This is a genomic window from Paraglaciecola sp. T6c, assembly GCF_000014225.1.
Taxonomy (GTDB): Bacteria; Pseudomonadota; Gammaproteobacteria; order Enterobacterales; family Alteromonadaceae; genus Paraglaciecola; species Paraglaciecola atlantica_A.
Window position 1 is genome coordinate 3,515,314 of record NC_008228.1, and the last position, 26,270, is coordinate 3,541,583.

General features: G+C 44.2%; 20 protein-coding genes and 7 tRNA genes. 13 read left to right on the forward strand and 14 right to left on the reverse strand.

The annotated features are described in order from the left end of the window. Window positions 1-354 precede the first annotated feature (354 nt). Window positions 355-1,560 (reverse strand): anhydro-N-acetylmuramic acid kinase, encoded by a 1,206-nt coding sequence (locus PATL_RS14825; RefSeq protein ID WP_011575667.1) that lies wholly within the window; start codon window positions 1,558-1,560, stop codon window positions 355-357. Between the two features lie 201 nt (window positions 1,561-1,761). Here PATL_RS14825 and PATL_RS14830 point away from each other — a divergent pair, with 201 nt between their 5' ends. Both PATL_RS14830 and PATL_RS14835 read left to right on the forward strand, forming a co-directional pair. Further along, window positions 1,762-4,506, forward strand: a complete 2,745-nt coding sequence (locus PATL_RS14830; protein WP_011575668.1) for a TonB-dependent receptor domain-containing protein — start codon at window positions 1,762-1,764, stop codon at window positions 4,504-4,506. A 292-nt stretch (window positions 4,507-4,798) separates the two neighbouring features. Then, complete coding sequence (locus tag PATL_RS14835; RefSeq protein WP_011575669.1) at window positions 4,799-5,122, forward strand: DUF2956 domain-containing protein; 324 nt, start codon at window positions 4,799-4,801, stop codon at window positions 5,120-5,122. 574 nt (window positions 5,123-5,696) lie between these two features. Here the strand turns inward: PATL_RS14835 and PATL_RS14840 are convergent. Then, window positions 5,697-5,987 (reverse strand): hypothetical protein, encoded by a 291-nt coding sequence (locus tag PATL_RS14840; RefSeq protein ID WP_157043417.1) that lies wholly within the window; start codon window positions 5,985-5,987, stop codon window positions 5,697-5,699. Window positions 5,988-6,038: 51 nt separating this feature from the next. Then, window positions 6,039-7,118 carry a YHYH protein gene (locus PATL_RS14845; RefSeq protein ID WP_011575671.1) on the reverse strand — a complete coding sequence of 360 codons (1,080 nt, stop codon included), beginning with the start codon at window positions 7,116-7,118 and terminating at the stop codon, window positions 6,039-6,041. Between the two features lie 369 nt (window positions 7,119-7,487). Here PATL_RS14845 and PATL_RS14850 point away from each other — a divergent pair, with 369 nt between their 5' ends. Continuing rightward, a complete protein-coding gene (locus PATL_RS14850; RefSeq protein WP_011575672.1) occupies window positions 7,488-8,510 on the forward strand; it encodes a CobW family GTP-binding protein in 1,023 nt (340 codons plus the stop codon). Between the two features lie 421 nt (window positions 8,511-8,931). On the opposite strand, the gene PATL_RS14855 is transcribed toward PATL_RS14850, so the two are convergent. Continuing rightward, window positions 8,932-10,050, reverse strand: coding sequence for an AI-2E family transporter (locus tag PATL_RS14855; RefSeq protein ID WP_011575673.1), 1,119 nt, complete (start codon window positions 10,048-10,050; stop codon window positions 8,932-8,934). A gap of 193 nt (window positions 10,051-10,243) precedes the next feature. Between PATL_RS14855 and folX the strand changes: the two genes are divergently transcribed. Continuing rightward, complete coding sequence (gene folX, locus PATL_RS14860) at window positions 10,244-10,609, forward strand: dihydroneopterin triphosphate 2'-epimerase (RefSeq protein WP_011575674.1); 366 nt, start codon at window positions 10,244-10,246, stop codon at window positions 10,607-10,609. 17 nt (window positions 10,610-10,626) lie between these two features. After that, complete coding sequence (locus PATL_RS14865) at window positions 10,627-11,520, forward strand: TIGR01777 family oxidoreductase (protein ID WP_011575675.1); 894 nt, start codon at window positions 10,627-10,629, stop codon at window positions 11,518-11,520. Window positions 11,521-11,659: 139 nt separating this feature from the next. Here the strand turns inward: PATL_RS14865 and PATL_RS14870 are convergent, their stop codons facing one another. Next, window positions 11,660-14,188 carry an ABC transporter permease gene (locus PATL_RS14870; protein ID WP_011575676.1) on the reverse strand — a complete coding sequence of 843 codons (2,529 nt, stop codon included), beginning with the start codon at window positions 14,186-14,188 and terminating at the stop codon, window positions 11,660-11,662. Between the two features lie 3 nt (window positions 14,189-14,191). Then, window positions 14,192-14,917 carry an ABC transporter ATP-binding protein gene (locus PATL_RS14875; RefSeq protein WP_011575677.1) on the reverse strand — a complete coding sequence of 242 codons (726 nt, stop codon included), beginning with the start codon at window positions 14,915-14,917 and terminating at the stop codon, window positions 14,192-14,194. Between the two features lie 16 nt (window positions 14,918-14,933). Here PATL_RS14875 and PATL_RS14880 point away from each other — a divergent pair, with 16 nt between their 5' ends. Further along, window positions 14,934-15,572: an arylesterase gene (locus PATL_RS14880; protein WP_011575678.1), complete on the forward strand. Its 639-nt coding sequence runs from the start codon at window positions 14,934-14,936 to the stop codon at window positions 15,570-15,572. Between the two features lie 143 nt (window positions 15,573-15,715). Beyond that, complete coding sequence (locus tag PATL_RS14885; RefSeq protein ID WP_041713922.1) at window positions 15,716-15,916, forward strand: hypothetical protein; 201 nt, start codon at window positions 15,716-15,718, stop codon at window positions 15,914-15,916. 102 nt (window positions 15,917-16,018) lie between these two features. Here the strand turns inward: PATL_RS14885 and PATL_RS14890 are convergent, their stop codons facing one another. Next, on the reverse strand, window positions 16,019-16,951 hold the full coding sequence (locus tag PATL_RS14890) for a tRNA dihydrouridine(16) synthase DusC (RefSeq protein ID WP_011575679.1): 933 nt from the start codon (window positions 16,949-16,951) through the stop codon (window positions 16,019-16,021). Window positions 16,952-17,051: 100 nt separating this feature from the next. Continuing rightward, window positions 17,052-17,243, reverse strand: a complete 192-nt coding sequence (locus PATL_RS14895) for a DUF1289 domain-containing protein (protein WP_081429943.1) — start codon at window positions 17,241-17,243, stop codon at window positions 17,052-17,054. 212 nt (window positions 17,244-17,455) lie between these two features. Here PATL_RS14895 and PATL_RS14900 point away from each other — a divergent pair, with 212 nt between their 5' ends. Both PATL_RS14900 and PATL_RS14905 read left to right on the forward strand, forming a co-directional pair. After that, window positions 17,456-18,661: a YjgN family protein gene (locus PATL_RS14900; protein WP_011575680.1), complete on the forward strand. Its 1,206-nt coding sequence runs from the start codon at window positions 17,456-17,458 to the stop codon at window positions 18,659-18,661. 4 nt (window positions 18,662-18,665) lie between these two features. Next, complete coding sequence (locus PATL_RS14905) at window positions 18,666-19,673, forward strand: M48 family metallopeptidase (protein ID WP_011575681.1); 1,008 nt, start codon at window positions 18,666-18,668, stop codon at window positions 19,671-19,673. 46 nt (window positions 19,674-19,719) lie between these two features. On the opposite strand, the gene PATL_RS14910 is transcribed toward PATL_RS14905, so the two are convergent. From PATL_RS14910 to gltX, 6 genes are all read right to left on the reverse strand, one after another. Continuing rightward, the gene (locus PATL_RS14910) at window positions 19,720-20,118 is read right to left on the reverse strand and encodes a hypothetical protein (protein ID WP_011575682.1); all 399 of its coding nucleotides are present in this window, start codon (window positions 20,116-20,118) and stop codon (window positions 19,720-19,722) included. A 150-nt stretch (window positions 20,119-20,268) separates the two neighbouring features. Beyond that, window positions 20,269-20,344, reverse strand: a tRNA-Glu gene (locus PATL_RS14915). Between the two features lie 330 nt (window positions 20,345-20,674). Continuing rightward, window positions 20,675-20,750, reverse strand: a tRNA-Glu gene (locus PATL_RS14920). Window positions 20,751-20,929: 179 nt separating this feature from the next. Continuing rightward, a tRNA-Glu gene (locus PATL_RS14925) sits at window positions 20,930-21,005 on the reverse strand. 147 nt (window positions 21,006-21,152) lie between these two features. Further along, a tRNA-Ala gene (locus PATL_RS14930) sits at window positions 21,153-21,228 on the reverse strand. 112 nt (window positions 21,229-21,340) lie between these two features. Continuing rightward, on the reverse strand, window positions 21,341-22,750 hold the full coding sequence (gltX, locus tag PATL_RS14935) for a glutamate--tRNA ligase (protein ID WP_011575683.1): 1,410 nt from the start codon (window positions 22,748-22,750) through the stop codon (window positions 21,341-21,343). A 645-nt stretch (window positions 22,751-23,395) separates the two neighbouring features. Between gltX and PATL_RS14940 the strand changes: the two genes are divergently transcribed. The 4 genes from PATL_RS14940 (at window position 23,396) to PATL_RS14955 (ending at window position 26,105) form a co-directional block, all read left to right on the forward strand. Continuing rightward, window positions 23,396-23,471, forward strand: a tRNA-Val gene (locus PATL_RS14940). Between the two features lie 157 nt (window positions 23,472-23,628). Then, a tRNA-Val gene (locus PATL_RS14945) sits at window positions 23,629-23,704 on the forward strand. A gap of 65 nt (window positions 23,705-23,769) precedes the next feature. After that, window positions 23,770-23,845, forward strand: a tRNA-Val gene (locus tag PATL_RS14950). Window positions 23,846-24,488: 643 nt separating this feature from the next. Next, window positions 24,489-26,105 (forward strand): response regulator, encoded by a 1,617-nt coding sequence (locus PATL_RS14955; protein ID WP_011575684.1) that lies wholly within the window; start codon window positions 24,489-24,491, stop codon window positions 26,103-26,105. The last annotated feature ends 165 nt before the right edge of the window (window positions 26,106-26,270 follow it).

A 26,270-nucleotide genomic window follows, 5' to 3' on the forward strand; every position in this document is an offset into this window, starting at 1 on the left:
CATTTGGTTAACATCGGCAAACTAAGCTGAACGTCGGCGAACCGCCAAAATCAGAAGGATACCGCGAAGACTTTGCTCTAGTTGAAAGAGTATCGTTTTGGCTCTATTCGTAAGATGAAACAATGCTAGAAATTACGAAAATCATACTAATAGGTATGTAAAAATGCGTACGAAGCGCCGCACTAAAAACCGTGCAAAGCAATATGAGACGACTACTTCGAGCTTGAAATGAAAGCGGTGTGTGGCAAATGTTTAAGATAGCCTGTGCACAGGGTACTGTTGACTTGTTTCTACCACTGAGTTGAGCGCAGCACTGCCGATTTCCTACGTAATTCACTATCCCATTTAGGCTGTTTAATCAGGAAAGCTTATTTTGCCCATGGTGATATTCGGGATCCCCTGCTCTAGGTTGCCAAACGGCTGTTGCCCACCAACTAGGCATTCGTTAGCTAATATGGCGAATAGCACCGCTTCTTTGGCGTCTGGGTCTATCCCTAGCTTGCTGGTATCTTGGATGGCCGTCACGTTGGGGCACAATCGCAAAATATGCTCCATCAACAGCGGGTTATGAATGCCACCGCCGCTTGCGTAAACGTTGAATTCTTCAAGCTCGATAGCGGCATCATTAATGGCATTTGCAATTGTTCTCGCCGAAAATAAATTCAAGGTGGCAAGTACATCTTCATGGGCTAATTGTCGGGTAGCTGAGTGCGCCTGAGCAACACTTAAATAGTCCAAATTGAATACTTCGGGGCCAGTGGTTTTAGGAAAATCTAGCGCAAAAAACGCATGCTCTAACAAGCTATCCAATAACCCTAAGTGCACCTTGCCCTGAGATGCCATTGCACTGTCTTTATCATAGTGTAATGGCGAAAAATGGCGCTGCACGTATGCGTCCATGATGGTATTGCCTGGCCCAATATCTGAACTAAATACCGCACTTGCATCTGCTGAGCAGGGCAAAAAGGTCAAATTAGCGATGCCACCCATGTTCAATAAAATGCGATTCTCTTGCTTGCTGGTGAAAAACAAGTAGTCCCCATAAACGGCTAACGGCGCGCCCTCACCTCCTGCTGCTATATGTTTCTGGCGAAAATCCCCTATGGTCAAAATGCCAGTAGTTACGGCTAGGTGATCCGCATCACCAATTTGCAAAGTGGCGTTGCCAAACTCACTTTGACCATGTTGACCTAACGGGCAGTGATAAATCGTTTGCCCGTGGCTAGCGATGGCATCGATGTCTGTGGCAGCTATATTCCACTTTTCTAAACATTGATTGACCATCTGACCATGCAAAACGCCTACCCAAGGGTTTAGCAAGGTCACCTGTTGCAAGTCCACTTGGCGCTTAGCAAACACACTTTTTATTTTTTGTTTGTAACCATCGTCGTAATCCACGGTGCAAAATGCCACTAACTCGATTTGCGTGTCAGTGCCGTGCCCCTCAATGCGGCACAATGCCACGTCCAGTCCGTCTAGTGAGGTGCCACTCATCAAACCAATGATTAAGCGAGAGCGTTTTTTAGCGCTGCGATATAGTTGCTCGATGTGCTTGTTCATTATTTAATCTGCTCTTAATTACGACTGAGTAAGAATAATTTATCAATAAATATAAAATTAACAAGAAAGTTTTATTGCAATTTGTATTTTGCTGAGTAAATAATGAGTCTTGTGTACAAATAAGAATCACCAAAAGCACATTTTTCCATCGTGCTTTTTATTGCGCTTTCCATCGAATATTGACCTCGGGATAGAAGACAAATGAAACACAAAACGCATACTAGCAAGTTGCAACGACTCACCCTAACGCCCATCACGCTTGCAGTAACCGCTGCTTTTTTCAGTTGTGCCCCCATGGCGCAAGAGCAATCGCAAAAAGCAGATAAAACCGAAGTTATCTCCATTACAGGCTCTAGAATACAACGCACAGAGCTGGTATCAAGCAGTGCAGTAGCCAGTGTTGACCAAGTACAAATTAAACTAGATCGCGCCGTCAACGTGGAAGAGATTACAACAAAATTACCCCAAGCAGCGGCGGGTGCAAACAGTACCGGCTCGACCGTAGGTGATTCATTTGGCTCTTCAACCATTGATTTACGAGGCTTAGGGCAAAACCGCACCCTAGTATTGATTGATGGCACGCGCGCCGTGCCATTTAGTTTCCGTAATTCTGTGGATGTTAACATGATCCCCACTGGCTTAATCAAGCGTGTTGATGTACTCACTGGCGGTGCCGCCGCTGTGTATGGTGCTGATGCAGTTTCTGGTGTGGTTAACTTTATCCTGAACGATGACTTTACTGGTGCTGAGTTTTCCAGCAGCTACGAAACCGCTGATGGCGGTAACGAAACACTTAATTTTGAAGGTATTTTCGGCGGTGATATCGCTGATGGTTTAGGTCATATAACAGGCTACCTCGGCTACTCAGAAAGAAAAGAGTTATTAGCCGGCGAGCGTGATTATGCAATGCAAAATGCCAACGCCATCATTAACACTGGCGGTTACTATACCGACGTGGCAACAGGCAATGCCTTTGCCATTGGTGGAGGCGGAAATGTGCTTGATGAGCGCCAAACAACAAGCTCAACTGCTGATCTGTACCTGACTCAACCGATGAAACGTTTGTCGAGCGGCCTATTATTTGACTTTGATCTAACTGACAACGCCACGGCTTATGGTCGAGTCATGTACTCTCAAGTTACGGTTGAGGGTGCTGGCGCAAGCGGACAAGCACCGATATCGGTCAATCAAGCAGTGACGCTAACCGCAGATAATGCCTTTTTAACTGATGACATTCGCAATAGACTAACCTTTGATACTGACGGCAATGCACAAGTAAACGTAGAACGAAATCTAGGCCTTGGTGTACAGCACACAGAAGCTGAGCGAGATTCAATTCAACTACAATTGGGCATCAAAGGCGATATCACTGATTACTTACGTTACGATGTTTACGGGCAGTACGGTAAAACAGATGAAACCGCGACCTTATATAATAACGCCTATACAGTTGACGGCGCTGGCAATAATCGCTTTGCGGCGTTGGCCAATAGTGTCGATTTGTTCGACCCGAATTTGGATTTATCCAATTTCAGTGACCCACTTATTTATACCACCCGAGAGCGCACTCAAAATGTGCTTGCAGCAACTCTGTCTGGTGACTCATCAGCCATATTTGAATTACCGGATGGTCCCATCGATTTTGCAGTAGGTTATGAATATCGCAAAGAAACGGGCGAACAGACGCCAGGGGACGCATTCAGAAACGGCACCAGTTTTGCGACTGTAAGCGCATTTGATATGGATGCTAGCTTTGACAGTGAGGAATTTTATGCCGAGGTGCTAATCCCTGTGGTATCAGACGTCGCCTTTGCCAAAGAAGTGAGCATTGAAGGGGCTTATCGTGTTTCCGAGTATTCTAATACCGAAGCAGAAGATACCTATAAAATTGGCCTTAACTGGGCGATTAATGATGATATTCGCTTACGTGCGAACAAACTAACCGCGTTTAGAGCACCCAACCTAGGTGAGTTTGCTAGCCCAATCAGTGGCTTATCACTTGCCTTATTCGATCAAACAAGCGATCAGTTTGTAGCCCGATTTGCTGGGCGTTATAACGGCGATCCTTGCTTATTGGGCACAGGCGATACAGCTCAGTGCGAACGCTACGGTGCACCTGCGATTGGTACAGCTTATGATTCGAGCACCGCGGAGTACACCTATGGAGGCAACCCAGACATTAAGCCTGAACAGGCCGAATCTGAGACCCTGGGTATCGTCTACACCCCTGAGTACATTGACGGTTTCGATATCTCAATCGATTATTATCACATTGATATCTCTGATGCCGTTAGCCAAATTCAACCTGGCGCGGCGTTACAAAGCTGCTATATCGATAACCCTGATGCGAACAATCCATTATGTGGCGCTGTTCTGCGTGACTCAACCACTGGTTTTATCACCACAGCTATCGTTAATGACTTCAACTTGGCATCGATTGAACAAAGCGGTATTGATATAGCGACCAATTACATCATGGATGCGCCTGACGCCATTGGGGGTAAGCTCAAGTTTAGTTATCAAGGTAACCTAGTTACTAAGCAAACCCGCCAAAACAATGCCACAGTGGCGGCTATTGATTGTAAGGGGACCTACGGCAGCGCCTGCTCCGGCGACTTTGCCAGCGTGTTGCAAGCTGACTACAAGCACAGAGCAACCCTTGATTGGCAATTAGACACCATAAACATGCAACTAGGTTGGAGACGAATAGGCGATGTGGATTACGCGTCTGACCGCTCCACTAGCATTAGCGCCCAAGATTATTTTGACTTCGCCGCATCTTGGCAAGCAACCGAGCAAGTGGTGTTAAACTTCGGTATCGACAACCTGTTTGACAAGCAACCTCCTACCCCATCAGCAGGAGCAAATCATTTCAATACAGTCAGTGATTACGATGTAATAGGCAGAACAGTAGGATTAGCTATTCGTTACTCCCCCAGTTTGTAATGGCTAACTTGTGGTAAACGTGGTTCATCAGATGTGTCACCAGAATTATCACTAAATTACTGGTAAATTCAATCAGGCCCTGCATTAGCAGGGCTTTTTTATCAGCTCAGCACGCATAGACCAACCGTTAATGCATTTATACGCTTTGTTAGCTATGACTATGGAAAAACGTGCGCCTATTTCGGTAAAATGAGGCATCATCTCAACAGAATTTGAGGTAAGGGTAATCGACTTCAATTTAGCGTATACAGTAAACTAGGCTGCTTAATTAAATGATGTGGAACAATCAAAAATGAAACCTAAAGTATCACCACAAGTTGAAGAGCAAGCGATGAAGTTAGCTAAGGGAAGACAAAAAAGTGGCCAAACGAAAGAGCAAACCAAGCTGATTGCTCAAGGCATTCAAAAAGGCATTGCGGATTACAAGAAGCAACAGAGGATAAAATTACGTGAAATTGACAAACAGCGTAAACAAAAAGCCAAACACGTTGCTGATAAACCTAATGAGCCAACAATCCAAGTTCTCCCAACCGCAGCTTTTAATCGCTTACCATGGGGCCTTTTAGCCCTGAGTTGGATTGGGTTTATCGCATATGTAGTTTGGCAGAGTTATTAACTGACTTTAGCAAGCATACCAGCCTATTTGGCCTCTGAACTCAACATATCGACACCGGCGCTGGTCTTGATTATCACCTAAACTAACGACAAAGCACTCGCTCACCATCCACTGTGAGGACTCAGCGCAAACACCTCCATTCCAAACATTTGTTCGCCTTACCTTTATTGTTCATTTTTCAAACAGATACTACGCTTATGTTGTGTTTAATGCTTGTCATATGTTCTAGTCATCGCCAATTTAGCTGGTGATCACGTCGGCAGTAGCTCAGCCATCCGATATGGTCCTAAAATGGTACGAACGACGCTCACGTTTTCAATGTTGTTGCTCATGGGCTCACTCAGTTACAAGTTCGTGTTCTGAGTTGACGCGGGAAAATGAAAAATACTTATTAATACCACTACAGTATTTTTCTCATCCCGCAATAAGAGACGAAAAGTAGGTTAGTTTGTCATTCGGGGCTAACGTTGCAACGTATGTTTGTTTAGATAAGCCAGTGTTTATGCTGTGTGGTTCTTCCTAGAAGAGGACGACAGAACCTCTATATCGATGACGATAGAGACATTGCGCGACGTTATTGCTTTTCTAAGGTTCTATTTTCTTCAAGGTTGAACTGGGTATCTTTTTTAACGGGCGTTTCTGTTCGTTGAATAGGCTGATTTCGAACGCACGATAGGGCATCTGACATGTACTGGCAGGTGCCGATGTATAAATCATTATGGGTCCCTCGGTAATCACAGGCCTGAGACCGCTCTTTCAGTTCACATGCATCAAGGGCTTTTATATTCAGTTGGCCTGCATGTGCCGTTGCGTTACTACTGGCTAGCAGTGGTAAGATCGCAGCGCACAGAATGCGACACTTCATAATAAGCTCTCGAGTTAACGTCACAGGGGATACTCCCCCAGCGGCTCTCATTTAGCGCTCCCTAGGCGGTGGGCCGCCTGCTTCGTTTGGCGCTCCATCCGGTCTGCCACCGGGAGGACCGCCATCCGGACCTCCCCCAGGAGGGCCACCAGCAGGTCGCACAGACTCTCCATGTAAACAACCAATGAACATGTTCTCGTTTGGGCTTGCGGCATGATAATGATAGCCTCTTGTATCATCAGTCGTCCCTCGGCACTCATCCAAAGATTCTTCGTTACCCTTAGCATCGCGCATGGCATAAATGCCATACCCATCAACAGCATAGCCAATTAACGGTGCGTGCCCATCATCACTTGCTTGAGCATCACTACAGCCTGTTGTTGAATGATAGTGATACCCTTGATGCAGATTAATATGACCACCACAGTCATCAAAAGCGGCAATCGTGTAGCTACCCAAAATCTCGCTAACCGGTGCAGGGCCAGATAACTCAGTTCCATCTAACGCGATACCCACCGTATGCAGTCGCCCCGTATTAGCAGAGGGAATGGGTGTGGTTGGAATTAAATAGGTTAAAGAAAAGTCCTCATCAAGGTAGCTCAACTCACACTCAATGCAGTTCTGCTTATATTGTTCTTCAACATCAGGACGGGCCGCCCCTGAGCAAGATTCTTTGTCAGCGGTGTAACGTATTTTTCCTGTTTTAGCATCGTAGAGTAGCCATTTTTCATCACCGTAATATTCATCAAGCGTTAAGATGAAGTTACCTGTAAGGTCGACTAAGTCCCCCTCTGCATCTTTGCTGAACCAACTACCTGAGACGTCAGCCCCATCGTCGATCGTTCTGGGGCAAAATGGGCCTGGTACTCGCCCTGCTGGCGCGCCAGAAGTGATAAATTGGTAACACGTGGTAGCGGTACCCTGGGCTGTTTCGCAATCAACCATTTTAGGCGGTTGCAAAAATGCCCCGTCAGCAAACAACGAAATCTCTAACCCCGAGTTTTTGGTTGACTCTTTCTCTGCGGATGATTCTGATGAATCATCGCAAGCAGTGAGGCCGAATACACTAAGGGTAATTAACCCCACGAATAAATTTCTATTTATCGTGCCCTTTTTATTCTTCGTGCCCATATTACCGGTCCCTTTATTCAAATTTAAACCCGCTTGATATATTCAATAATCGCACAAATGAACGATTGTATGTGGATATTTACCTAGAATTACATTGCTTGTAACGCGTGCAAATAAGCACCTAAAGAAAGTGAGTCGCTTGTGTTGTATTGTTTATGGCTCTTATCTAGTTTCTACCAATGTCTCTCTTATGACAAAGATTGAAGTGCAGATGACAAAGCACCAACTGCGCAGTGAAGGGTAAATGAGCCGTGTCCAGCATTGAAAATGAAAGAGGCATTGGATAAAACAGCGTTGAAGGATAGTCGCGCTTGGCAAATTGTTATAACATCACACTTTTCACACCTACTCCCCTCTGAGAGATATATAATGTTGTTGCCTGCTCCTACATCAGCCATTCCCACAAACATAATTACAGGCTTTTTGGGGACAGGGAAAACCAGCCTTATTAAGCAGTTACTTACCCTTAAGCCTAAAGATGAGCGCTGGGCGATTTTAGTCAATGAGTTCGGTGAAGTTGGAATAGATGGCGCTTTTTTCAAAGGGCGACCTGAAGATAATATTTACATCAGAGAAGTGCCCGGGGGTTGTATGTGTTGCACCTCGGGCTTGCCCATGCAAATAGCGCTCAATCAGTTAATTTCCTATGCTAAACCCCACCGGCTGTTAATTGAGCCGACAGGTGTAGGCCACCCTAAAGAAGTACTCGCTGCCTTGCAGCAACCCCATTATCAAGATGTGTTTGATATTCAGGCAACGCTTACGTTAGTGGATGCCCGCGTAATCGCTCAGCCGCGTTATCGTGAAAACCTCATTTACCAAGAACAGTTGTCCATTGCCGATCGTATTATTGCGACCAAAATCGATTTATATAAAGGTGATGAAGTTGGCCATTTAAAAAGCTATCTTGCAGAGCAAGGCTTAGCCAATACGCCTTTGACTATGTTAGATAGTCCTCTGGCTGATCTGTCTATACTTGCGGGCACGACCGGCAGTGTTACAGTTAAAGCTCAGGCTTTATCTGACAAGTCTGAACATAAACATGAAAAAGAAGAGTCGCTAGTTGATGATTTACAGCACGCGTTACAGCGAACTGGCCGCGTTACCATAGAAAATACCGCACAGGGGTTTTCCTCTCAAGGCTGGATATTCAATGGCGATAAAATATTTGATTTCACTCAGGCGATGAACTTGCTCAGTGTGGTTGAGGTGGATAGGTTAAAAGCCGTGCTTATTACTGAAAAGGGTATTTTCGGATTCGATAAAGTTGACGAGGTGCTGACCTGTATCGAGCTTGATGAAAGCCCAGATTCTCGCCTTGAGATCATTGATGCTGACGCGACTAGAATTAGCACTGCTGTGAATAAATTAGAAAGTACGCTCTTTGCCTAAAATGAGAAGTTCCAGCGCGGAATACACGCCCACGAAGGCATATTGTCAGCGAGATATTGCAATAGGTGCATGATATTTACAAGGCCTAAGCTTATGGTCGCTTAAACAAGGCTACAGAGCACGGCCGCCAGCGTGCTTAACGATCTTTGATTTCAGTCGCCAGTGTTGGCATCGCCTTTACTCATGCTAATATTGCACTACAAACTCTGTAAGCGCTGTTAGCAAAGGCGTAACCTGTCGGTTAGGTACGTGAAGCTGATTGATGGGTAACGCTAAGGTCTAAAATTATATAAGGCTCCTTAGAGAGCTATTGGCCTGTTCTTTTTGTACATACACATCTGGTAAAAACGCAATTCCCTGCCCTTGCTTCACTAAGGAAAGCAGGGCAAGCATTTATTGCGCTTTCGGCTTTAGCTTTGACTTAGGCTTTCTCATCTTCTTGTTCGCTTGGTCCTTGCGCGCTATCTTCTTGTCCGCTGTCTTCTTGTCCCTCTTCCTGCTCTAACTGTTTAAGTTCTGGGCCATCGCTGGCTAATAGCAATGCAATCCAGCGGGTATCTTGGCCGGACTCTAGAGCGATTTTAACGATCATAGTCAAAGGTACTGACAACAGCATACCGACGGTGCCAAGCAACCAGCCCCAAAATATTAAGGATAGAAATACAACCAACGTGGACAAGCCTAAGCCACGTCCCATATATCTTGGCTCAACTATATTGCCCATCACGGTATTCGTCACAACAAACCCCAGCGCGGTTAAACCTGCGACACCTGGCCCTAATTGCACTAGCGCAAGTAATACCGCTGGAATAGCGGCGATTATCGAGCCAATATTTGGAATGTAATTTAATAGAAATGCCATCATCGCCCATAACAGGTAATGGTCTACACCTAAGAAATACAACCAAAGGCCAATCACCAAGCCAGTAGCTAAGCTTACGAGAGTTTTAATCGCCAAGTAGTTTTTGACCGACAGTAAGAACTTGTCTATTTGACGCATCTTCATGTTCGGATCGTCCAAAGCAATATGAATTTTACGAGGAAACGATTCGGCTTCAAACAGCATGAACACCACAATCAGAAGAATAAGCAAAAAGTTTGTTAGAACACCACCAAGGCTAGTTAATAAGCTAGTTGCCATATTCATAGCTGCGCCAGGGTCAAGATAAGACAACAGCTGGTCTTGATTAAGTTGTATATTGAAATCGTTTAAGCGCCCGATAACGAAAGAAAATTGCTCGACCAATTGTTTACGGTATTTTGGTACGTTTTCGCTAAAGTCATTCATAGATTGCCCAACAAGCCCCGCGAGCATAAATCCAAAAACAACGATAAGCAGTATAACCAATACAACGGATAACGCTCTTGGCACCCGATAACGATTAGCCCAGTTAATTATGGGGCTGCAAGACATCGCAATAAAAATTGATAATAGGAATGGTACGACGATTGTGCTTGCCGCCTTAACGCCTGCGAGAACAACAACAAGTGACGCGAGTATTAATAACACTTTCAGCGAAGGAGAGTATTTCATTTGCATGGTTGATGTCACCTGTATAGTGAGTGAAAAAAGATAGTGGAAAGTTAGGTTGTTTTATAGCCTTACGCTGTGTATTTAGTATTATGAAATATATCAATGACAACTTGATATTATCCGTGTACAAAACCTTTAAAAGATATTAACGTACTGATTTTAGGTTATTTTTACGTCGTAAAACAAGAGTGGTAACAATATGAAGTTAAATCCAGCGACGATCAGGATAAAAAATCTACGCTTGCGTACCTATATTGGTATTAATGAAGATGAAATAAAAAACAAGCAAGATGTCATTGTAAACGTGAAAATTGAATACAAGGCAGATCAAGCGACAGGTTCCGATAACATGGACGATGCGCTTAATTATAAGATTATTACCAAACGCATTATTCAATTGGTTGAAGATAATCGCTTTGCGTTATTGGAAAAATTAACCGCTGATGTGTTGGCAATTGCAGCGGAACACCCTAGGGTGATTTATGCTGAAGCCGAAGTTGACAAACCTCATGCTTTACGGTTTTCAGATTCAGTTTCCCTTCGTCTTTCGTGCTCTAAAACGTAACAAAACAAGGATTTTCTATGCGTATTTTGATTACTGGAGGTACAGGATTAATTGGTTCTAATTTAATCCCAAAGTTAAAGCCAAATGATATCACAGTGGTCACTCGCAACGTATCGCAAGCAGAGCTGATATTAGGTCACAAGGTCACGTTAATTTCGTCATTAGACGAATTCGAAAACCTTGATAATTTTCACGTGGTCATCAACCTAGCGGGCGAACCAATAATCAATAAACGTTGGTCAGATGAACAGAAAAAAGTTATCGAGCACAGTCGATGGGATATCACTGAAAAGTTAATCTCGTTGATGAAAGCCAGTAACGATCCTCCATCGTTATTCGTCAACGGCTCTGCCATTGGCTATTATGGTCGCCAAGGCGACGAGATAATCGATGAAGATTTCGACTCGCCGAATGATGAATTTAGCCATCAGTTATGTGAAAGATGGGAGTTTTTAGCCAAGCAAGCCGAATCAGAGCGCACACGCGTATGCATTATTCGCACTGGGATCGTTATCACCCGTCGAGGCGGTGCATTAATGAAAATGGTTCCACCCTTTAAGTTTGGCTTGGGTGGCCCGATGGGCTCAGGGAAACAATACATGTCTTGGATCCACTTAGAAGACATGCTAGACGGGCTGATTCATATTATTGACAATATTGAGTGTAAAGGGATATACAACTTTACGGCACCGAACCCCGTGACAAACGCCCAGTTTAGTAAAACACTTGCGTCGGTGCTGCATCGCCCAAGCTTGCTACCAATGCCGTCTTTCGCCCTGCGAATAATAATGGGCGAGGCAGCAGATCTACTGCTATACGGGCAACGCGTCATTCCCAAAAGATTGCAAGAAAGCGGTTATCAATTTCAGTACCCTGAGTTGGAACATGCGTTGGAGTGCTTGCGACTGTAGCGGTCTGACCAAGCAAACAAGACGCACTGAAATACAAGATAAGTAAACACAGAAAAGCCGATAAATTAATTACGATTTATCGGCTTTTTACTTTTGGCTTTTATAAAATCAGCTTTATCTACAGAGCTTGTTTAACAGATCACACCATTTGACGCAGGAGATGGCTGGTATTTAAGCGCAGCAAACGCCAGCAACCAACCATACCTAAAGCCCCTACGACGATAGCACCCACAACAGGAGCAATAAACCAGTACTCCCAATGCAACATGGCTTCCATTTCAAACACTCGGCTTTGTAAAAAGAACAGGCTGACTTCATTGGCAAAGGCAGCCATTAGCCCCGCAACCAAACCAATAATAATAAATTCGAACAACACACTGGCTCGTATCAAACGCCCTTTCGCCCCCAAGGTACGTAAGATGGCTAGCTCTTGCTGTCGCTCGTCCATACTGGCTTGCACCTGTGCAATTAGTACTAATGCACCTGCAGCAAGCACAAGCACCAATATAAACTCAACCGCTAATGATACCTGTTGCACGATGCCGCGAAGTTGCTCTATGCGGGCATCAACGTCAAATAAGGTGACACTGGCAAAAGGCTTCATCAAATCTGTGATATCTGATTTTCTCGACTTGTCTAAGTAAAAGCTGGATAAATACGTCGGCAAATACCCTTCCATCGCCTGCGGCTGAATAACAAAAAAGAAGTTTGGCTGCATAGTTTGCCAATTCACTTCACGTAAACTGGATACTTGTGTATTAATGATTTCACTGCCGACATTAAAGGTTAGTTTGTCACCTAATTGAATATCAAGCCTATCAGCAATTCGCGCTTCAACAGATACCCCGTACAAACCACTTTCAAGAGGCTCACTAGAGTCAAACCATTTACCAGCAGTGATCACATTCTCATGCTGTAATTCATCACTCCATGTCAGGTTCGCTTCTCGCCCTAACCCCTCGCGCCCCTGACGCTCACCAGGCTCTTCATCTTCTTTGCTGACTGCTGTTGAAACCTTTTCATCATTAATAGCCACAAATCGACCACGTACCACCGGGTAAAAATGTTCAATATCGACATTTTCTTGCGCAAAATGCGCCTGTAAGTCAGGTAGCTGCTGTTGTGTAATATTCACGAGGAAGTAATTCGGCGTGCCTTGGGGAAGCTGATTTTGCCACTGGGCTATCATGTCGTTGCGCATGACCAACACAATCAATAACAGCATGATGGTTACAGCAAAACTAATAAGCTGAACAGCATTATCCATGGCCCTGCGACGTATACGTGCCCATGCAAGTTGCCATGCTCCCATTTTACCACTGCCAAGCCTGCGGCCAAGCCAAATCAAACCGAAGGTGACAAGCAGTAAACTCATCACCAGTAAAATACCTGAGCCGAACAAAATAGCGCTTAAGCCCAAATTACCACTGTACGCCCACATCAAACTGAAAATAGCCCCCCCTGATGCTAAAAATTGAATGAAGCGTGAACTTAATGATGCCCCCAAGTCACGCCGCAAAACCCGCAGCGGTGAAACCGAGAAGAGTTTAAGGAGAGGATAAAGTGAAAATAGCACTGCGCAGATAGCACCAGTAAAAACAGCGATAATCAGTGGTCGCCAAAACCACACGTCAAGTGACACATCTACGCTGCCAGCTAGCGCCAAGACCACAACTTGTTGGATCAAAAAGCCCAGCACTGTACCGATCGCAATCCCCAATACAGTAATGAAAGTGATTTGTAGCAAATACACTTGCTGCACCATTTTTTTACTAGCGCCTAATGTCTTCATGATCGCAACAGGATCATAGTGGCGTTGACTGTATCTTTGCGCCGCTACCGCAATTGAAACGGCTGCTAAAACGATAGCTAACAAACTAGCCAATAAAAAGTATTGCTCTGCCTTGGCGATAGAGCGGCCGATTGCTGAGTCATCGTCGCTGACTGACACCCAGCTTTGTAGCTCTTTATCTAATTGCGGCAACAGCCAGTCGTAATAATCATTTAAATCCGCATCACTGCCCGTAAAGAAGTAACTGAAAGAGGCACGACTACCAGGACCAATAATGTTCGTTGCAGCTAAATCTTGCTCGCTTATCAACACCTTTGGATCGCCGCCAAACACGCTGAAACCCGCATCAGGCACTTCTGATAAAACCTTGCTGACGGTGAATGCTTTGTCACCTACTTCAATTACCTGCCCTAAGCTCAACCCTAAATTTTGAAATAAACGGGACTCAACCCACGCATTTCCAGGTTGTGGCAAGGTGTCTGTTGCCTGCCCGGGAGCGAACGGTTGCTCAGCAATTTTGACTGTGCCTTTCAAAGGATAACCTTGCGCGGCCGCCCTCAAATCAACCAACATCATGTTGTCGCCAGAGAATGCCATAGAGCGCGTATAGACTTGATTCGCAGTATTTAGTCCAAACTCTTTGGCTTTCTCGATCCAGGCCTCATCCACCGGCTTGCGCGAATTCAGCACTCTGTCCGCGGCGATAAACTCAGCACTTTTATCTGTCAGGGCTGATTGTAATCGCTCACTGAAGAGCGATAGCGACAACACTGACGCCACAGACAAAATAATGGCCAACAAAATAATTGTGAGTTCACCGCGCTTTGCCTCATGTTTGAATAAACGCCAAGCTAAATTAAAAGTTTGCTTAGTCATGTATTACCCTGCCTGACTTTCTGAGGGCGTTAATACATCAATAGGATCAGTGTTCTTAATAGAAACAGTCACTTCGCTAAGCTCACCCGCGTTCATCAATAATTGGCGCTGACAGTGCTTTGCCAATTCATTATCGTGGGTAACCAACACTAAAGTAGTGTGCGAATCCCGATTCAAATCAAAGAGTAACTGTTCAATTTTACCGCTGTTAGCAGCATCTAAATTACCGGTAGGCTCGTCGGCAAACAGAATTTTGGGTTTTGTGATAAACGCGCGAGCAATGGCAACCCTCTGCTGCTCACCGCCCGATAATTGATTCGGATAATGATCGCCGCGATGCCCCAGACCGACCTTCTCTAATATTTCTTGCCCAAGTTGCTTGGCGTTGTCCAATCCTGCAATTTCCGCAGGCAACATGATGTTTTCCAGCGCTGTTAAACTTTGAACCAACATAAAACTTTGAAAAATAAAACCGACTTTTTCGCCGCGTAGTTGAGCTCGCTGCTCTTCATTCATATCATGCAGCCCTTGACCGTCGAGATAGATGCTTCCGCTACTCACTTCATCGAGCCCCGCTAGAAGGCTCAATAAAGTTGATTTACCGGAGCCGGACGCACCTACAATGGCAATCGACTCACCCGCCTTGACTTCAAAACTAATTGGCTGGAGGATCGAAAGTTCACCCTGAGACGTAGTAACCGTTTTTGTAATCGCGGACGTTTTAATCATATTTGTAGGAGCCATAGTGTTTAAATTGATAACGAATTCATTGCGCATGCGCGCCAAAGTCATATTGATACTTTTACCGATAATATTGGTTTCAGATCAACTTTGGGCGAAATCCAGTAAATTGCTAATATTAGGCGATAGCCTAAGTGCTGGTTATGGTTTGACGCAAGCACAAAGCTGGGTAAGTTTGTTACAAGATGCGTGGCAAAAAAGCGACATTACCGTCGTAAATGCGGCGATAAGTGGTGAAACAACTGACGGGGCTTTGGCCCGCTTACCGAGATTACTGACTCAGCATACCCCGAGTCACGTGTATGTGGAATTGGGCGGGAATGACGGTTTGCAGGGGCATTCAGTGAGCAAAATGCGCGACAACCTGACTCAAATAGTCAAGTTAAGCCAAGAGTCAGGTGCAACGGTTATTTTGCAAGAAATGCAGATCCCCACGAACTATGGACGCAGGTACACAGAGCTATTTACTCAGGCGTATGGCACAGTGGCTAGTGAACGTGATGTCACCTTATTGCCTTTTTTTCTAGCAGACATTGCCCTTAACAACGAGCTAATGCAATCCGACGGAATTCATCCGAATGCCAAAGCACAACCTATGATCGCCAAATCGATGCAAGCCGCGCTCGGCCCTTTGATACACTAGATTGAATGAATACTGGCTTAAGATTTGAGTGACGCTTCAGGCAGGTTGGAAGCAAACACGCAGGTTAATTTTGCACTCAAACTGGTAACTGACCAGTTGAATGTCTAGACTTGTGTAACCGTTTTGATTAAGAGGATAATGTTATGGAAGTCAGTTCTTCAAGCGCTAGTTCAGTACAAACCAATGCACCAGCGCCAAGACAAGAGGTCGAACGTCGGCCTCCCCCGCAAACTTCACAAACTCAAACCCTGTCTAGCCCAGAATCGAGCTCCCAAACCAGCTCAGCTTCACAATCTGCTGATCCTAATCAGCGGGTTGGCTCGATAGTGGATGTGCAGGTTTAATACCACTATATTTCAAAAAGTTGTAAAAAAAGCGCTAAAGATAGATGAGCCAAATTATTATTATAATTTGGCTTTTGCCTATACAGCGCAGCTAAAGCTCTCTTACGTGTCTTGCCGTAAAACTTGCACAATCTCCTTGGAATCACGCAACCTACGTACTTGCATAAACAAATTTTCAGCTTCTGGGTATTGCCGTGACAAATATCCCAACCACTGTTTAAGACGATTAGGAAAGTACTTGCCTTTATCACCGAACAACTCATAGCCAGAATAATCTATCAACAATTGATTCACCTGGGACCAACTCATCACATCTTGCTCGCCGCGCACCACTTGCGCCAAGTTAGGCATCGCCAGAATGCCACGCCCTAACATGATATCTTGGCAATTTGATTGTGTTTGGCAATTGAGTGCATCTTCCTGGGACCAAATTTCACCGTTCGCAATAATGGGAACATTGACTTTCTGTTTAATGTCCGCGATCCACGACCAATAAGCAGGCGGCTTATATCCTTCTACTTTGGTTCTGGCATGGACCACCAGTAAATCAGCCCCAGCGGCCTCAATAGCAGCAGCGTTCTCAAACGCGAGGCTTTTATCCTCAAACCCTAAGCGCATCTTGGCCGTGACTTTGTGCTCTTTAGGCACTGCTTCGCGCACCGCACTGACAATATCGTATAAGGCTTGTGGCTCACGTAACAAAATCGCCCCACCTTTGCTTTTATTGACGGTTTTGGCTGGGCAACCGAAATTTAAGTCGACACCATGAGAGCCTAATTCAACAGCACGTACCGCGTTTTCAGCTAAGGGCTGTGGGTTTTGTCCCAATAATTGCACCCGCACGGGCGTGCCATTTGGGGTAAACCCGCCATGATGTAATTCAGGACAAATACGATAAAAAACCTTTTTCGGTAGTAAGCAGTTCACCACCCTTACGAACTCAGTTACGCACAAGTCAAAGCCACCCACTTTACTCAACATGTCACGCATGAGGTGATCAACCACCCCTTCCATCGGTGCTAAAATAACTTGCAACTTGCTTACTCAATATTAAAGTGAAATCGTCACGACAGCACAACGATTATAAAGAATGGCCAGAGAGGTTAACGAAATAAAGTGAGTTTATGAGACTAACTTAGCTAACTTGGCCCACATTGTCAGAACGCCTTCTTGCTGCACAGTACAAGAGAATCTGTTGTTTTCGCTCTGTTGACGCAGCGCCCCAACCAACAATTTCATCCAAAACTCGGAAACATCCCACGCACATATCTTGTTGATCAAGACAACAATTTCGTACGCACGGAGAAGCAATTTCTTTATCTTCCATAATGGATTTCACTACTTTAGGTTACTTTGCGCCAGCGTGTACCCGCCTCTGCAACAAAAGATGTTATGAATAATTGTACCATAGCCTCAGTGCTCATAAATATAGTGACCTCTAGATTGCCCCTTAACTAGCAAGCATTTTTACCGTAATATCAAAACGCGCTCGTCGCATGGATCAGGGAAATAAATAAAAAATATAACAAAGGAAAAAATATGGACAAACATATAGATTATTCACAGTACAGCTATGAAGACTTACTCAGCGCGAGAGCAGGACTCGATCAAGAAACCTACCCAGAACGGGCTGCTGAACTTGATAGATTAATATCGGAGAAGCGCCAGAAAGCGCTTGAGTCAACATCCCCGCCAGCGCTCAACCGTTCTCAACTACGCCAATCTGACGTTATTTTCCATGGTAAAACCGCAGAGTTTTTTGGTATTTGGATAGTGAACATATTGCTCACGATAGTAACTTTGGGTATCTATTCAGCCTGGGCTACTGTACGCACGAACAGATATTTTTATAGCAATACTGAAATTGATGGCCATCGTTTTTCCTATTTAGCAGACCCAATCCAAATTTTAAAAGGAAGAATAATTGCTGTTATTCTATTTGCTGTGTACTCGATTGCGAGTGCCTTCAGTCCAACTTTGTTACTTATTTTCATCGTCGCTTTTGTCTTCCTAACCCCTATTATGATCATCTCTGCGGTGCGTTTTAAAATGCGCATGACATCTTATCGTAACGTCAAATTTGGCTTCAAAGGCCAGTATGGCGACGCCTTCGCGACGTTTATTCTACTGCCTATTGTGAGTGTCTTCACATTGTATCTGGCGCTGCCATGGGTGCTGAAAAAAATAGATGAGTTTTTACACAATAATATGACCTATGGACAGCAGAATTTCAGCACTGAGTTAAAGAGCTCTGAATATTACATTGCTTCAATTGGCGCTCTTATTTTAGGTGTTGTTGTGGCAGGTCTGTCGTTATTCGCTTTGGGGGCTTCTTTTAGTACATTGAGCGCCGATGCAGCACAAGCATCCACTTTTTCAATGACCACTATCGGCATAATGTTTGGTTATTTGGTGGTATTTCTAATCGCAACGAGCTTTTACCAAGCTCATGTGCGTAATCATTTGTTTAACAGTACCCACATAGAGGGCGTGGCACGGTTTACCTCGACAGTGGCAACAACGAAATTGATCGGTTTAAGATTGAGCAATTTCGTCGCACTAATAATCACGCTCGGGTTTGCTTTGCCCTGGATCCACATTAGAACGTCTCAGTTCTATGCAAATGTGACTCAAGTCACTATTTTGGAAGGAATTGCCGAGGTCGTTGATGGTGCTCAAGACGACACCAGCGCACTGGGCGAAGAAGTCGCCAATGTGTTTGATGTCGACATTGCACTAGGATAAAGCCGTGCACAGCGCAAATTTCTATCCGGAAGGCAGTTCACGCTGCCTGCTCGTTTCCTTGAATTTCACCAAAGATCATCTCGTTATTAGCAACGAAGATAACGAAGTTCTCCACACTATTTTTAAGCGCGAGTTGATTGTCGCGTCGAAACTCGCGTCCACAAATCGGGAAGTATCAATCCCTGATGTTGGGCAGTTAGTCATCCCTTCTTCCAATGAGATTGATGAGCTCATCTACCCAACGAATAAATTGCAATGGGCAGCCAAACTCGAAAGTAGTTACAAAGCAATTATCATCAGTTTGATATTAATGCCCTTTAGCCTGTTTTTGATATTTAAATATGGCATTCCTTACGCCGCACAGCAATTCGCGACAATCATTCCTGATAGTGCAGTGGAGTTAGCTTCAACCCATACATTGCATGCTATGGACAGTAGCGTTCTAAAGCCAAGCAAGCTGAGCCAAAACGAACAAGAGGCTTTTAGGACTCAGTGGGAAGAGCAACTCAATCAACTGCGGTTAAACAGCAATGCCTACTCCTTGCAATTTAGAGACAGTGAAACACTCGGGGCCAATGCGTTTGCTTTTCCAAACGGATCGATTGTTGTTACTGATCAATTTATGGACTTGATAGAAGAAAACCCGTCATTACTGCACGCGGTGTTACTGCACGAAATAGGGCATGTTGAGCAGCATCATTCAATGCGACTCATCTCCCAGACGCTATTTTCCTCCCTTGTCATTGATTACTTTTTCGCTGATGTCAGTGGATTAATCGATATCTTTGCCGGTGTATCCACCACACTAGTTCAAAACCAGTTTTCATCTCAGTTAGAATGGGAAGCAGATAACTTTGCGTTACAAACAATGAAAAGTGCAAATATAAGCACTGAGGCCTTCGCTCTAGCCCTTGAGAAATTAGCACAAACCTCGCCAGAACAGTCAAAAATGGATAAATGGTTGCAAACCCATCCATTGTTGAGAGAACGCATAGCCAATGCGAGAAAGTGACATAGTGAAGAATGTGAGTTTGATGAATACCAACGCCATTAAATAATTAACTATCAATAAACCCAGCGTCTTTTAAACAGGCATGGGCGTCTTTCGGATCCGTAAAACGCTTTGGTACAATGCCCGCTTGCTTAAAATAGGGGAGTAACGCTTCGCCTTGACTTGGCTCGTCTACTATCCAACATTCAAGTTTTTGATTGCGTCGGTCTAATATTACATCTGATTTAAGGGGGGATGTACTCACTGACGCAGGCACCACCCAGCCTCGCATGTCCACAAGAACCGCCCAAACATTACCGCGCATGGAGTGCATTGCTTCACCGAGGTCAGACAGATATGCCATATCAGTTTGTAAGCTCCACTCACCCGTTGTTTTAACAGCAATAAGACGTGATTTGATGTTAATTTGGTAAGATGCAGGTGGCAATTTAGACTGATGAGACATGAATATACAACGCTATTGACGTTTAGCTTTGACGACATAAACGTGGCCGAAACAGGGTGATAGCGGGCAAAACGCTCACCATTTTGACCATCCGCGATCGCCATTTAAATAAAAAAAAAAGCCGTACATCACTGTACGGCTTTTCTTATATGGCGTCCCCAAGGGGATTCGAACCCCTGTTACCGCCGTGAAAGGGCGGTGTCCTAGGCCTCTAGACGATGGGGACAGAAACTTTGTTCATCGAAGCAACCTTCGATAAGTTTCTGTAAGGTGAGTCGAGCCTGCGAGAGGAACGACCTGATCTTACAAAAACAAAATCTGTCAAACATAGCATTCACTGGCCTAGGTATGCCGTGAATGTCCTTGTTGTTAAAACATAAACCCTATCCGTAGGTTTACTTAATATGGCGTCCCCAAGGGGATTATAAAATACGTCCTGTATTTTACCGCTTTGCGGCCGTGCTATGCACGTTCAAATTCGTTCCCTACGAATTTGTCGAACTAAGAGGTTCTCACCCCATGTGACGCATAAATGCTATCACTTCGTTCTTTTGTATGGCGTCCCCAAGGGGATTCGAACCCCTGTTACCGCCGTGAAAGGGCGGTGTCCTAGGCCTCTAGACGATGGGGACAGAAACTTTGTTCATCGAAGCAAGCTTCGATAAGTTTCTGTAAGGTGAGTCGAGCCTGCGAGAGGAACGACCTGATCTTACAAAAACAAAATCTGTCAAACATAGCATTCACCGGCCTAGGTATGCCGTGAATGTCCTTGTTGTTAAAACATAAACCCTATCCGTAGGTTTACTTAATATGGCGTCCCCAAGGGGATTCGAACCCCTGTTACCGCCGTGAAAGGGCGGTGTCCTAGGCCTCTAGACGATGGGGACAGAAACTTTGTTCATCGAAGCAAGCTTCGATGAGTTTCTGTAAGGTGAGTCGAGCCTGCGAGAGGAAAGACCTGATCTTACAAAAACTAAAATCTGTCTATATCATTACATTTACTGGCCTAGGTATGCCGTAAATGCTCCTTGATATGGTGGAGCCAGGCGGGATCGAACCGCCGACCTCTTGCATGCCATGCAAGCGCTCTCCCAGCTGAGCTATGGCCCCATACTTAAGTTTTACAAGCGAACTCGCTTTGACTTATTGGGTGTCATTCCCTGACAGCGGGCGCATTCTAGGCACCCCCCCCTTTTATGTCAACGACTTTTTTAAATTTTATCTATGATTGTTGTCTGTTTGCTATATATATGAGCGCTTTGTCTATACGTTGAGCAATTTGCTCAGGTTTTAGCAAATTCAATGTCACATCAAGTGAAGGCGAATTACCTGAACCGGTAGCGGCAACTCTCAATGGCATTCCAACTTTGCCCATACCTACCCCTAAAGTTTCCGCAGTTTTGTTAATCGCTTCATGGATGGTTTCAGCATTCCAAGTCGATAACGCCATTAAAGCAGCCTTAACCGCCTCAAGAGGCTCTTGCGCCACAGGGCGAAGATGCTTTTTAGCCGCCTTTTCATCAAAGTCTTCATACTCTTGATAAAAATAGCCACTGATCTCGGCCAACTCTTTCAACGTTTTTACGCGATCTGCTTGTACTTTAATGACCTCTTCTAGTGCAGGGCCGTTAGACACATCGATGCCTTGTTGCTCAAAGTGCCATTTTGCATAAGGTAACACCTCACTGACTGGTAGCTCCTTAATATAATGCTGATTTAACCAAATGAGTTTATCAGTATTAAAAGCTGAAGCTGATTGACCTATCGCATCTAAACTAAATAACTCGATCATCTCTTCTTTAGAGAAAATCTCTTGATCACCATAAGACCAACCTAAACGAACTAGATAGTTTAATAGTGCTTGCGGTAGAAAGCCGTCATCACGATATTGCATTACACTAACAGCACCATGACGCTTAGATAGTTTTTTGCCATCATCACCTAATATCATAGATACATGGGCATATTCAGGTACTGGTGCCCCAAGTGCTTGTAAAATATTAATTTGGCGTGGGGTATTATTAATGTGGTCTTCACCGCGCACCACATGCGTAATCCCCATATCCCAATCATCAACCACAACGCAGAAGTTATAGGTCGGAGTTCCATCACTTCGTAATATAATGAGGTCATCTAGTTCACTGTTTGCAATTTCGATGTTTCCGCGAATATGATCTTTTACCAGCACTTTACCCTCTAACGGGTTTTTAAAGCGAATAACAAAAGGTTCGCCTTCTGGATGATCAGTACGGTCACGCCAAGTGCCTGGGTATCTTGGTTTTTCACCGTTCGCTTTTTGTTTTTCGCGAATTTCATCAAGCTCAGCACTGCTCATAAAACATTTATAAGCCTTACCTTCTTCAAGCATCTCATTAATGAGCGCTTTATATCGGTCGAACCGTTTTGTTTGATAATATGGGCCATCGTCCCATGTTAATCCTAACCACTCCATACCTTCCAAAATCGCATCGATGGCTTCCTGAGTAGAACGCTCTATATCCGTATCTTCAATTCGAAGTACAAATTTTCCACCTTGGCTTTTTGCATAAAGCCAAGAATAAAGTGCAGTACGTGCACCACCAACATGTAAAAAACCGGTAGGGCTTGGAGCAAAACGGGTAACCGCTGTCATGGTATAAATAATCCTATTACAAAAAATTGGCAGCATTTTACCAGTCAATGGCCCTTATAAGAAAGGTTAAACGAACAAAGGGCCCTGAAGAATTGAACATATATTGCTGTTTAATTTTACTTGCAGTGGTCTCAGCGCTTTCATTACTAATAAAACACTGGCTCTGGTCTTATCTAAACGGATGTTTTACATCCAGTTACCTAACGAACCAATTAATAAAAAATGACAAAATTGATAAAGCGTAGCCGATTTGCACTAGCGTAGTTAGTTTTGAGTGGGCTGCATAATACAATGCATTTCAAAGGTTAAATTTGACGTAAACGCCAATTAAATTTTTTGTCACCTCATTCATAACCAATCAAAGAAAGCTGTTTTTTCTATTCCAGCGCATTTACTATTAATAAAACTGCACAATATTCACGCTATTCGGTCGTTTTTATAGCACTTGAACACTTTTTTAAATTTACAGTTGACACTCACAAACGCATACCTATAATAGCGCTCCACTTACCGAGGCAACTCTTTAAGTGAAACAAAAACGGTCGCTTAGCTCAGTTAGAAAAAGAGAAGAGCATCGCCACTCTCTGCAAGAAACGGTCGAGAGTCACTGGTTCAAGTCGGTGTTAGTACAACGTTTCAATAAACGGTCGCTTAGCTCAGTTGGGAGAGCATCGCCCTTACAAGGCGAGGGTCACTGGTTCAAGCCCAGTAGCGACCACCACTTTTCGACAAGAAACGGTCGAGGGTCATTGGTTCAAGCCAGTGTAGTATAACGTTTCAATATACGGTCGCTTAGCTCAGTTAGAAAAAGAGAAGAGCATCGCCACTCTCTACAAGAAACGGTCGAGAGTCAGTGTTAGTACAACGTTTCAATATACGGTCGCTTAGCTCAGTTGGGAGAGCATCGCCCTTACAAGGCGAGGGTCACTGGTTCAAGCCCAGTAGCGACCACCACTTTTCGACAAGAAACGGTCGAGGGTCACTGGTTCAAGCCAGTGAAGTACAACGTTTCACAAAACGGTCGCTTAGCTCAGTTGGGAGAGCATCGCCCTTACAAGGCGAGGGTCACTGGTTCAAGCCCAGTAGCGACCACCACTTCTTTAGTTATATCTCCATTAATATAAACTTCATTATCTAAGTAGTACAATTGTATCTGCGATACGCATCGCCGATCTTCACAAAAGCACAGGCGACGTGATTCAAACTAAGTAGCGACCACCATTTCTTTAGTTATATCCCCATTTATACAAGCTTCATTATCTAAGTAGTACAATTGTATCTGCGATATGCATCGCCGATCTTCACAAAAGCACAGGCGACGTGATTCAAGCCCAGTAGCGACCACCACTTCTTTAGTTATATCTCCATTTATATAAACTTCATTATTTAAGTAGCATAACTGTATCTGCGATACGCATCGTCGCTCTTCACAAAAGCACAGGCGACGTGATTTAAGTCCAATAGCGACCACCACTTCTTTAGTTATACCCCCATTTATGTAAACGTCATTATTTGAGTAGCATAACTGTATCTGCGATACGCATCGCCGCTTTTCACAAAAGCACAAGCGACGCGATTCAAGCCCAGTAGCGAAGACAAGCCTAGGTATCTCAATAGCGTTTCTTTTTTGGCTCGTTTGCATTCAAAACGTTTATTTTCTTCATTGATGCTTATTTGTACTTATAATTATGAGTGAAAGTACGATAACCTTTAATAATCAACCCTTTGAAATACATATATGAATCCACTGATCGCTAAAGAAACCAAAGTGCTGATCGTTGATGATCAGGTTCTCGCTAAAGGGTACATGAAGTATTCTTTGGAAGAGCTTGGTTTTAGCGATATCACCTATGTGGACAAGGTACACCTCGCTCTTAATAAAATCCGCCACCAGCGGTATGATCTCATCGTATGCTCATACAACTTAAAACATGAGCAAGATGGGTACTACTTTTACGATGAAATAAACCGAAACGGCGAGTTACCTCTGAGCACCGCATTCGTGTTTATCAGTGCTGATACCACAGCGGATCTAGTACAAAGTATTGTTGAGTTACAACCTGACGATTTTCTCGCTAAGCCGTTTACCGTGAAAGAGTTAGACCGACGCTTGTCGCGCATTCTGGGGCGTAAACGAGCTTTACAGAGTGTGTATTGGTGTATTGAAAAGAAACATTTCCCAAAGGCACTATCAGAAGTAGAAGTGTTTTTGAGTGAAACTAAAAACTCAGAGTTTTTTCCCTTGGCGTTGAAAATTAAAGGCGAAGTGTTGCAGCTATGTGGTCACTTTCCTCAAGCTAAAGCGTTCTACCAGGCGATTCTTAATGTTCAAACGTTTACTTGGGCTCAATTGGGCTTAGTAAAAACGTATCTACACTTGAATGAAGACGAAGCGGCAGAGAAGCTCGTACTTCGTCTCGCCTTTAAACCGGAATCACAATTGGCCGCATATGATTTACTAATGTCGTTGCAAATCAAGCAAGGTGATTTTGATACTGCTCTTGAATGCGTTTTAATGGCATCTGAAATATCCCCTAGAAATATAAGACGGCATAAAACCGCGTTGGATTTATCCAGAATTACCCACGATTATCATACGCAGCTTGAGGCAGCCAAAAAAATCGTTAAATTTGCTAAAAATTCTATTCACGACACGCCGGAGCATTACCTAAATGTCGCCCGCGCTAGTATTGATTACGCCATGACGGCTGATGAAGAGCAAACGAGTGCGCTGGTTAAGCAAGCAAATGAGTACATTCGCCAATCTCGCCAAGCATTCCCGAAGGCGGATATGCAAGACCAAATCAATGTAATCAACGCTCGACTCATGTATTTAGCGGATGAAAAAGATAACGCCAAAGCATTGCTTGAGCAACTAGACAACGACAACTGGGAGAATGAAACAATCGAAGCTTTGCTCGATAAAGCCAAAGCATTTCATGAGATAGGCATACACGAGCGTAGCCAAGAGATATTAAGTGAGATTATGCGCCGTTGTGATGAAAACGAGCAAGGTAATGAAATATTTCTTCACTATGTTGAACAAGAGCAAGAGGAAAAAAGTAGAATCAAGCAAAGCTCCAAAGAATTGAATAACTTAGCGGTCCAGCGTTTTCAAGAAGGTGATATCGACAGTGCATTGGGTACCTTCGCCGATGCCTTTACCATTATGCCTAAAACTCCCGCAATTGCGCTTAACTTACTGCAGGTGATGACTATAAAACGCTTGCACACAGACGACAACTATCAAAAAACGATCCAGCGCTGCGTGCGCACGGTTGAAGCCGGCTCACTGAATGATGAGCAGGAAAATCGGTACACCAAAATACGTGAATTATTAGACGACATCGCCTAGGCCTTGTTGATATTAGCGGTACATTTGGGCAACAGTTTGTGACTAAATTGAGCATGATGGATGCTTATGAAACTGGTCGCTCTGTACAGAAATCATTCAACATGAAATAAATGACTAACAGCTGCTACCCAACCGGGGGCGTAAGTGAAACAATTTTCTCTTCAT

Coding starts and splice junctions, on each gene's coding strand:
- PATL_RS14825 (WP_011575667.1), bottom strand. CDS start 1,560: ATGAACAAGCACATCGAGCAACTATATCGCAGCGCTAAAAAACGCTCT.
- PATL_RS14830 (WP_011575668.1), top strand. CDS start 1,762: ATGAAACACAAAACGCATACTAGCAAGTTGCAACGACTCACCCTAACG.
- PATL_RS14835 (WP_011575669.1), top strand. CDS start 4,799: ATGAAACCTAAAGTATCACCACAAGTTGAAGAGCAAGCGATGAAGTTA.
- PATL_RS14840 (WP_157043417.1), bottom strand. CDS start 5,987: ATGAAGTGTCGCATTCTGTGCGCTGCGATCTTACCACTGCTAGCCAGT.
- PATL_RS14845 (WP_011575671.1), bottom strand. CDS start 7,118: ATGGGCACGAAGAATAAAAAGGGCACGATAAATAGAAATTTATTCGTG.
- PATL_RS14850 (WP_011575672.1), top strand. CDS start 7,488: ATGTTGTTGCCTGCTCCTACATCAGCCATTCCCACAAACATAATTACA.
- PATL_RS14855 (WP_011575673.1), bottom strand. CDS start 10,050: ATGCAAATGAAATACTCTCCTTCGCTGAAAGTGTTATTAATACTCGCG.
- folX (WP_011575674.1), top strand. CDS start 10,244: ATGAAGTTAAATCCAGCGACGATCAGGATAAAAAATCTACGCTTGCGT.
- PATL_RS14865 (WP_011575675.1), top strand. CDS start 10,627: ATGCGTATTTTGATTACTGGAGGTACAGGATTAATTGGTTCTAATTTA.
- PATL_RS14870 (WP_011575676.1), bottom strand. CDS start 14,188: ATGACTAAGCAAACTTTTAATTTAGCTTGGCGTTTATTCAAACATGAG.
- PATL_RS14875 (WP_011575677.1), bottom strand. CDS start 14,917: ATGATTAAAACGTCCGCGATTACAAAAACGGTTACTACGTCTCAGGGT.
- PATL_RS14885 (WP_041713922.1), top strand. CDS start 15,716: ATGGAAGTCAGTTCTTCAAGCGCTAGTTCAGTACAAACCAATGCACCA.
- PATL_RS14895 (WP_081429943.1), bottom strand. CDS start 17,243: ATGGAAGATAAAGAAATTGCTTCTCCGTGCGTACGAAATTGTTGTCTT.
- PATL_RS14900 (WP_011575680.1), top strand. CDS start 17,456: ATGGACAAACATATAGATTATTCACAGTACAGCTATGAAGACTTACTC.
- PATL_RS14910 (WP_011575682.1), bottom strand. CDS start 20,118: ATGTCTCATCAGTCTAAATTGCCACCTGCATCTTACCAAATTAACATC.
- gltX (WP_011575683.1), bottom strand. CDS start 22,750: ATGACAGCGGTTACCCGTTTTGCTCCAAGCCCTACCGGTTTTTTACAT.
- PATL_RS14955 (WP_011575684.1), top strand. CDS start 24,489: ATGAATCCACTGATCGCTAAAGAAACCAAAGTGCTGATCGTTGATGAT.